Source organism: Bacteroides sp. AR29 (assembly GCF_900217715.1).
Classification (GTDB): Bacteria; Bacteroidota; Bacteroidia; order Bacteroidales; family Bacteroidaceae; genus Bacteroides; species Bacteroides uniformis.
On the sequence record NZ_OBMS01000047.1, the window covers coordinates 1 to 7,681 of the forward strand.

General features: G+C 37.0%; 3 protein-coding genes and 1 pseudogene. 2 read left to right on the top strand and 2 right to left on the bottom strand.

The features are described 5' to 3' along the window. Positions 1-458 precede the first annotated feature (458 nt). Together CSD97_RS18450 and CSD97_RS18455 are read left to right on the top strand one after the other, a co-directional pair. On the top strand, positions 459-1,679 hold the full coding sequence (locus CSD97_RS18450) for an ATP-binding protein (protein ID WP_057097288.1): 1,221 nt from the start codon (positions 459-461) through the stop codon (positions 1,677-1,679). A 135-nt stretch (positions 1,680-1,814) separates the two neighbouring features. Then, a pseudogene (locus tag CSD97_RS18455) lies at positions 1,815-2,957 on the top strand (ATPase). A 152-nt stretch (positions 2,958-3,109) separates the two neighbouring features. On the opposite strand, the gene CSD97_RS18460 reads toward CSD97_RS18455, so the two are convergent. Together CSD97_RS18460 and CSD97_RS18465 are read right to left on the bottom strand one after the other, a co-directional pair. Further along, positions 3,110-4,603, bottom strand: coding sequence for a RagB/SusD family nutrient uptake outer membrane protein (locus tag CSD97_RS18460; RefSeq protein WP_005828414.1), 1,494 nt, complete (start codon positions 4,601-4,603; stop codon positions 3,110-3,112). 18 nt (positions 4,604-4,621) lie between these two features. Further along, a complete protein-coding gene (locus CSD97_RS18465) occupies positions 4,622-7,666 on the bottom strand; it encodes a SusC/RagA family TonB-linked outer membrane protein (protein ID WP_081106173.1) in 3,045 nt (1,014 codons plus the stop codon). Between the last annotated feature and the right edge of the window lie 15 nt (positions 7,667-7,681).

Below are 7,681 nucleotides of genomic sequence, written 5' to 3' on the forward strand. Positions count from 1 at the left end.
GAAATCACCAGAGTTTTCGCGGAACTACAATAAGTGTATATTGCTAAAAAACAATTGTTTACGTTTGCTATAGAACAGAGTTTATTCTATTGTATATTATCTATAAAGGTATATGGCAAAGGGAGGTAAGTGGCTCGAAGTACCCATTTCATACCGTTTTGAATAATTAAAAGCTGATAATGAGCGCGTTATTGTAACATTTCATTCTACTCTTTTAATTGGTGATGTACTAATTAACCCAATAAATGTTTTTTATTCAAGAATAACGATAGATTATATAGAGGAATTTATCTTGAAAGATAAATTTTATCCATAAAAGTTCCAAAATATTTTTTTGTTGAGAAATATTTGCTTTACATATGTTATTTATAATTGATGAATATATAATATATACGGCAAGATTCAATTATAATTGAAATATTTTATATCTTTGTATATAAACTAAATCATGTTTGAATATGAAAAATTATATCTCCCGCCCTTTATACATAAGGAGAATTGAACCGTTTATTGATAAAAGTATAATAAAAGTAATAACCGGCCAACGTAGGATAGGTAAAAGCTACATTCTTTTGCAGATATCAGATATCATAAAGAAAAACATACCGGAAGCCAATATCATTTTTGTAGATAAAGAGCAACTTGCCTTCACGGAAATTAGGAACTACATGGATCTTTATCAATATGTTTTAAAGAAGGTTACTGGGCATAATCATAACTATCTTTTTGTAGATGAAATCCAAGAGATTGAAGAATTCCAATTGTGTCTGCGGAGTTTATTGAACGAAAATAAATGCGATATCTATTGCACCGGAAGTAATGCTAAAATGCTGTCCAGTGAACTTGCTACTCAATTGGCAGGAAGATATATAGAATTTCCCATTCATTCACTTAGCTACGGGGAATTCTTAACTTTCAATCAATGTCAAGATTCCACCGAAAGTTTAAAACTCTATCTTACATTCGGAGGTATGCCATACATTCATAATCTAACAATGGACAAGAATGTCATATTCGAGTATTTGAGAAATGTTTACTCTACTATCCTACTAAAAGATGTGGTTGCCCGTGAATCAATCCGGAATGTATCTTTTTTGGAGAATCTCGTAGCTTATCTGATAGATAATACCGGTTCTCTTTTTTCTGCCCAGAATATTAGTAAATATTTAAAGTCGCAACACGTCAACATTCCTACGCAGACAATTCTGAACTATCTAAAGGCACTGTGCAATAGTTTCTTTATTTACAAAATTCAACGAGCTGAAATCCAAGGGATGAAAATCTTTGAGATTGGTGAGAAATATTATTTTGAAGATTTAGGATTACATAATTCCATACAGCATTTCGATTTTCGAAAAGACATCAACAAGTTAATGGAAAATGTAGTATGCATTGATTTGTTAAGATATGGATATGAAGTATATGTCGGAAAGAGTGGCAATAAGGAAATTGATTTCATTGCTTCCAAGGACGACCATAAAGTCTATATCCAAGTAGCATATATGCTTCCCGATGATGCAACTGTTAGGCGAGAATTTGGCAATCTTTTGGAAATAGCAGACAATTACCCCAAATATGTAGTTACAATGGATGAAATGCAAAGCGGGGGAAATTACAAAGGAATTAAACAGATTTCACTGCGAAACTTTTTGTTGGCAGAGGATAAAGAAAGATTGTAAATCTATAATTTAATTTCCAATATGAGAAGAGTAAATCAACAGATTTCCTCTGACAGATTATATGAAACAAAGTTGGAGAATCGATACAAAAGCATTGTGATATTTGCATTATAATAAGATTATAATTTTTTTTGTATAAAGCATTCACTTTATGGAGAAGAATACCCTTTCATAACCAATGGATATATATCCGCTGAATATTTTTGTGACCGTGTAGCTGAAACCGGAACATTAACCCGTTATATCACAAATGGTAACAATGTAGCTTTAATATCTTCTCGTCGTTTAGGAAAGACGGGCTTAATAGAACATTGTTTTCATCAAAAAACATATCGAAAAGGAATATTATATTTTCTTGATTGATATATATGCGACTAAGAATCTTCAAGAGTTTGTTTTTGAGCTTGGCAAAGGAATTATGAATGGTCTGAAACCACGAGGTAGAAAAGCGTGGGATTTGTTTTTAAGTTGCTTATCATCGCTTCGGGCGGGAATTTCATTTGATTTTGCAGGAAATCCCGGTTGGAATTTGGAGATGGGAGATATAAAAACTCCTTCTATTACTTTGGATGAAATTTTTTATTATTTGGAGAAGGCCGACAAGCCCTGCCTGGTGGCTATTGACGAATTTCAAGCTATTGCCAAATATCCGGAAAAAATATTGAAGCTGTATTGCGTACCCATATTCAGCATTGCGCAAATGCAAGATTTATTTATGCAGGTTCCCAACGGCATATGATGGGCGAAATATTCACAAGTCCAGCACGCCCTTTCTATCAAAGTACAGCCATCATGGAATTACATCCAATAGACATAGGAACTTACACAAAGTTTATTAGGAAACATTTCCTCATAGCCAATAAAGACATTACAGAAGAAACTGTTCAGAACGTATATGAACGTTTTGAGGGCATTACATGGTATATTCAATTCATCTCCAACTCATTGTATGCAATGACAGCTACAGGTGAAATTTGTACGGCAGACAAAGTGAGCATAGCGATCGAAAACATTTAGTCTCAGTTGAATTTTACTTATTCCTCTCTTCTTTATCAACTTCCTCCCAAACAAAAGGAGGTATTGTTTGCCATTTGCAAAGAAGGAAAAGCAAGGGAAATAACTTCTTCCAGATTCTTGAAAACCTATAAATTGACAGCCAGCTCAGTACAAGGAGCTATAAAAGGATTGTTGGACAAGGATTTTGTTACTTGTGAACTTGGAGAATACAAGGTTTACGATAAATTCTTTGAAATATGGTTATTGAAGCAGTCTAAATAAGATTGATATGTCAGTGCATCTGCAATGATTTGTGTTGCCCTCTTTATACAACAAGAACCAGATTTCGTTATATTAAAAAAGGAGAGTATTCTAAATTTAGATACTCTCCCTCTTTTATTCATCTGATTTGCACAATCTAATGTGGCACTTTATCATTTCTGCAAATTGGGATTATTCGTTACTTCACGCTCTGGAATTTCAAAGATCAATCTGGAGTCATCGTATGAGATTGTTTCACCAGTCAATGCGTAGTTGTTGTCACCACGTACCATTGATTTGTGGAAACGTTTCAAGGTAAGTAAACCTCGTCCTTCGGCCCACATTTCTACACGCCAGTTGTAGTATATGTTTTCCAGTAATTGATCAGCATTCATATTGTCCACTTCTGCAGCCGTGGCCTGATCCCGCTGTTCTAATAGAGCCTTCAATGCTGCTTTTGCCTCGGGCAGATGATTTGCCCGTGCATTGGCTTCAGCATTTATCAGGTACATCTCTTCAACTCGCATGTAAACAATATCATTTGTCCATGTACGGTCTCCCATTGCTTTTCTTCCGGCATCATAAAATTTATACCAGCTAATCAATACAGACGGATGAAACCACTGTTTACGAGTATCTGTTTCAGGTATTTCATTATACAGATTATGGTCTATCATTTTATAATCACCTGCAGAACAGTAGCTATAAGTGAAATAATCTACCTGTCCCCAGAATGTGGGCAAACCTCCGGTGTTATCTTTGGTAATATCAAATGCCCACATCCATGAACCGATATTGATACTCCGGAATCCAGATTCGATAATTTCAGTTTCACTCATCAAAGGATATCCTGAGTTATTGATAATATCAGAAGTTAATGCAGCAGCATTCTCATATTCACCTTTGGTCAAATAAACATAGGCAAGTATTCCTTTAGCTGTCCATTGGTCGATTTGGTCCTTAGTGCCGTTGGGACGACCAATACCTGCTGATTCCAACTCTTCCAAAATATTTATTGATTCCTTCAAGTCGATAATAACCCGTTCATACACTTCCTCCACTGTGGAGAGTCCTAATGTCTCTGCTGTGGTTTGAGAACGGTAAAGAGGTATGGCCTTAGCATTTTTATCAATATCGTAAGGTTTTGCATATAAATTCACCAAATTGAAATACGAATGAGCCCTCAAAGCTTTTGCTTGTGCATAATAATTTTGGTTATCCTCATTAGCCGGTACACTTTCATCTCCTCCTACAGTGTCAAATATTTCATTGCAGGCCTTGATGATGCGGTAATAATACCTCCACAGCATGTAGGTTCTATTTTTTGTGGTAGTATTACACTGCAATCTAGCTGCATCGCTAAACCAGCCGTAGGTTTCTCCGCTCATTGCCAGATCCCCACTCATTAAATCTGTGGCAATATCAATGGATTTTTGTCCGAAATCGTCGTGATTCGTCGTACCGCCTGTCTGCCAGGCAAATGTTGTGGAATACGTACCTAATGCCTGACCTAACATGATATTAGGATTCCACACTGCATTTTCTTTTATCTGGTCAGATGAAATATATCCATTTGGATCTTCCTCCAGAAAAGATTCTTTACAGCCAGAAAGCACCAAGGCTACTAATGCAGAACAAGCTGCTATTTTATATATTACATTTCTCATATTCAAATGATTTTATTGTTAGAACTGAATCTTAATACCTCCCATAATAGTACTCAATGGAGCATACTGACTTCTGTCAGAGCCTCCGGAATCCTCATTAGGATCTGTACTGACGGTATTTCCTGCCATTGAGACAAATCCCTTACGAGCCGAAATGAACATCAGGTTGTCACCGGAAACATAAACCGACAAGGAACCAATGTTCATTCTATTCATCCATTTTTTAGGGAATGTGTAGGATAATCTTACATTGGATAAATTCAAATAAGAACGACTGGTAATGAACCGAGTAGAAGATGCATTTGTATATTCATCATATCCGGAAGTTAAACGTGGCACGTCTGTTATATCACCCGGCTTTTGCCAACGATTTTCAATGTCATTATGCCAGTTTCCACTACCAGGTGTATTGTTAGACATTAATGTAGCATATACACCGTCGTAAGCATATCCTCCTAAGCTATAGGAGAAAGTCGTATTTAATTCGAAACCTTTAACAGCTAAATCAAAACCGAATCCCCCTTGTAAAGTCGGAATACCTGATTTCCTGACATATTTCTTAGTTGCGTTGTTATAATCGGAGGTCTTTTCTACTTCCAAACGCTCTATCTTATTGTTTTGCTGGTAAGTTACCATATCTGTAATCAAGTCCTTGCTTCCATCGGCTTTTACATTATAGTATGAGTTGTATAATGCCATACCGGTTTCTGGATCTACACCGGCATATTCTCTTATATAGAAATCATACAGAGAATGTCCTTTCGACCATCCGTAAGCACCTTGTATCTCCAATGGCTTTTCTTTTCCTGTGGTATCATCCATAGGCATCTGGGTCATTTTATTCTTATAATGTCCACCATTAACACGTAAATCAAGACTTATATCATTCGTTTTCACAAGATGTGCCACCAAAGAAAATTCGAGACCCTTATTGACCATTTTACCGTCATTGACGGGGTATTGTGCATATCCCAGCGATGGAGATACTTGCTTTAGGAACAACATATCTTTGGTAGTCTTATTGTAGTATTCCACTTCACCTTCCAAAATATCGGCTATATTAAACTCGATACCAGTATTCCATGTTTCGCTGCGTTCCCATGTCAAATCAGGATTACCTTTATATTTAAAGCTAAAACTGATTTCATCATTCAGGTTACCGATCGTATACAAATCATTGTAAGGATAATAACCTGCAATGGTAGGATTGGTGATAAAGTCTTGGTTACCCAACACACCCCAACTTAACTTGTATTTCAAATTCTTCAACCAGCTCACGTCTTTCATGAAATTTTCGTTAGTGATGGCCCAGGCGGCGCCGATAGAACCGAATGTTCCCCATTTCTGCCCTTTGGCAAAACGTGATGAACCATCACGTCTTAATGTTCCATGAAAGAAATATTTATCGTTATAATCATATCTAATTTGTCCGAAGTAGCTTTCCATGTCAAACCCGTAGGTTTGAGAATCCATATAGTCCATAATTACAGCATTAGACCATTCTGTATTGTTAGGACGAACAATCTTTGATTTCTGGCCATAGTTGTCAGATGACTTGTAGAATGTAGATTCATGCGCAACGAATGCATCGAGATTGTGCACACCAAAACTTTTCTTCCATGACAATATCTGGTTTGACGTGAAGCTGAAGAATGTACTCATGTTTTTGAAAATACGTCCTAACCCCTCTGCATCACCATAATATGGATTTGTCAATTCATTGTTTTTTGTACCAAGATATTGCAATCCAAAGTTTACCGTTCCTTTGAAGTCTTTCAAGAAAGTTGCTTCAAACATGGCATTTCCGTTGAATGAATGAGACTGGTACTCATTCTTGTCCAATTGAATCGCTCCGGCTGGATTTACGCCTGAAGCGTAAGGACGTCCATAACCTTCAGCCATACCATAATCATACAGATATCCTCCGACCACATTATCCTTTATTTTATTGCCATCTGCATCACGTTGGAATACCGGAAATATGGAAGGCATAAAATTAATGAATTGGAAACCATTGTTCATGTTGTCACCTTGACCGGGCTTATTCAGTTCCATATAGCTATAAGCCATATTAACATTTGATTTCAACCATGAGGTGATGTCTTGAGACAGATTGGAACGGGCATTAAAACGTTCAAAATCCGAACCTATATAGTATCCTTCATCTTTCAAGTAACCGAAAGAGGTATAATGTGATAACTTGTCGCTACCTCCTGATATCTTAACATTGGCTTCTACTTTTTCTCCTGTACGGAAAATATAATCTTCCCATTTCTCCGGAGTAAATTTGCGGACTACACCTGCCTTCATTCTTCCAGTAACAGGATCTATCAGATTTTTACCTTCAGCCTTCCACATATTATATACGGGGGCAATACCGTAATCTGCATCAAAAAGGTCTTCGCTTGCATATTGTTTGGCAGTAGCTTCATCCTTAGGATTGTTCGCGCGGTACATATATTTGTTTTTAATACCTTCCCATGTCAGTTCAAGAAACCTTTCAGGATTTTCCATCGTGTCATAAAGAGGAATTATACGGGTGTTGATACCATATTTTACATTTGCCTCAACCTGCGTTTTTCCTTTTTTACCTCTTTTGGTGGTCAGCAAAATTACTCCATTGGCAGCTCTTGAACCATATAGAGCTGTTGCTGTTGCGTCCTTCAATACGGTAGTTGACTCTATGTCTGAAGGATCAATTCCACTTAAATCTGAACCAAAGGGGATTCCATCCACTACATACAGCGGAGCACGGCTTGAATTTACAGAACCTAAACCGCGAATTCTGATGCTTGCATTTGAGCCGGGTTGTCCACTAGTTGAAATAACTTGTACACCTGCTACTTCACCGGTTAGCGCTTTAGATAATTCGGACGGATTTTTGTTAGCAATACGGTCTCCTTTAATTTCAGTAGCGGAACCTGTGAAGGATCTTTTTGTAGCAGTACCATAGGCAACAACTACAACTTCATCCAAAAGTTCAGTATCACTCTGCATGACAACCCGTACATGCGGCTTAATTGTAACCTCTTGAGTCTGCATGCCGATGTACGAAATTACCAGAGTTTTCGCGGAACT

Coding starts and splice junctions, on each gene's coding strand:
- CSD97_RS18460 (WP_005828414.1), bottom strand. CDS start 4,603: ATGAGAAATGTAATATATAAAATAGCAGCTTGTTCTGCATTAGTAGCC.
- CSD97_RS18450 (WP_057097288.1), top strand. CDS start 459: ATGAAAAATTATATCTCCCGCCCTTTATACATAAGGAGAATTGAACCG.